Genomic DNA, 1,469 nt, shown 5'->3' with positions numbered 1-1,469 from the left:
TATCTAGATTGACAAGGCACTAATGACTATTTCTTTTTTGGCACCACGATTTTAGATGCCAACAAGAAACTGAGCGTATTATTTATTACAATAGCTAGGAATGGGGAAAGCCCCACTCCGAGCAAAGGCACTATCGGCATCTTTTCATTGTAACTCCAAAAGTCCAGCTCAATCGCCACCCATTCCGCAATGAATGACACAACCCCTGCCATAATAACGACTACCGGCAGTGACTTGAAATTGAAATTACGAATCCAAAATCTATCTTTCAACACAGCGGCAACAAGGCCGTATATGATAAAAGTGAGCATGACATCTCCCAAAGTACAACCAAGAAAGTAAATACTTTTCATAAAGTAATCATACTCAGCATATAGACTGGCATGAAGATTTTCCCAAATAAAATGTAGCACGAAGGAAGTCAGTGCTATCCAAACTATCAGTCTTTTACCAATGGAAGAATGGAATTCATTCATAAACTAAATTCAGGATCAACTTGCCAAACGGAGCTGATCCTGATTTTTATTATTTACAATGCTTTCACTTTAAAAGAGATTTTGAGCTTCTCCCAAGCCATAGAAACTGTTGCTTGAGCATCACCTATTTCCGTTACCGAATACGTCAGGGATTCCTGGTTTTCAGAAAGCACTTCCGGTTTTACTTTCACTCTTACTACATCTAAATTTTTATCATAGTCATCGCTCATGTGCTGATCCCAATTTTCGTTGATAATGAGCGTCCATTCTTTCTCACCTGGAATGGTGAAAAAACCGTATTTTCCAGCCAGAACTTTCGTGTTGTTTATTTCCACGTCTTCGGAAAAATTGATAGCTGTTGCCCGATGAGCACCAGTGGCCCACACTTTATTATACTCAACCAGCCCTCCCCAGATGGTTCTGCCCCTTACACTGGGTGAAGAATAATCAATATGTATGTGAGTATCACCTGCATTTCCCATAGCAGAAGTCTTTGGGCTTTTGGGTTTAGGCATTCCCGTGTCTTCTGAGGTGGTACCATGAGCAGCATGGTCAGTTGTTGCCTTTTTACATCCCCTTGAGAATTGCAGGTGGATAATCTTCCACATTTCATCCTCAACCTGCAGAGAAAGTGTAACTAATCCGTCAGAATTGATCTGTTGGTCATGCATCTTTCCCTGAATTAAATAATTACCTCTCAACAGTGCCATTTCTTTGTTGACCAAGGATTCTGCTACGTCAATAGAGAACGTGATATTTTGCATTTCTTCTATTTCCTTGCCTAAATGGCCATCGCGGTAGTGCTCCCAGGAATCATCTACTGATCCTTGTTCATAAATCTTGGCTTTGGATGAAAAAACGGCATTTAAAGGTTCCAGATTCTTATCATTTACTGAGCTTACAAATAGTTGCAGCACCTCGTTGACAGTATTCTTGGGTTTAGCTGAATCATCACAGGCGTACATTAACGCTGTTGCAGCTAAGATTAAAGTG

The 1,469-nt window shown here is 40.4% G+C and carries 2 protein-coding genes; both read right to left on the bottom strand.

Going from position 1 to position 1,469, the window contains the following annotated elements; genetic code table 11:
- Positions 1 to 26: 26 nt before the first annotated feature.
- On the bottom strand, positions 27 to 476 hold the full coding sequence (locus E1163_RS00555; RefSeq protein ID WP_155168578.1) for a hypothetical protein: 450 nt from the start codon (positions 474 to 476) through the stop codon (positions 27 to 29).
- 53 nt (positions 477 to 529) lie between these two features.
- Positions 530 to 1,469, bottom strand: a 940-nt coding sequence (locus E1163_RS00550; protein ID WP_155168577.1) for a DUF2911 domain-containing protein, incomplete at its 5' end; no start/stop codon positions are given.

It is taken from the genome of Fulvivirga kasyanovii, from assembly GCF_009711405.1.
Classification (GTDB): domain Bacteria; phylum Bacteroidota; class Bacteroidia; order Cytophagales; family Cyclobacteriaceae; genus Fulvivirga; species Fulvivirga kasyanovii.
The sequence above is the reverse complement of the archived record's forward strand: the minus strand, read 5'-3'. Positions and strand labels throughout refer to the sequence as shown.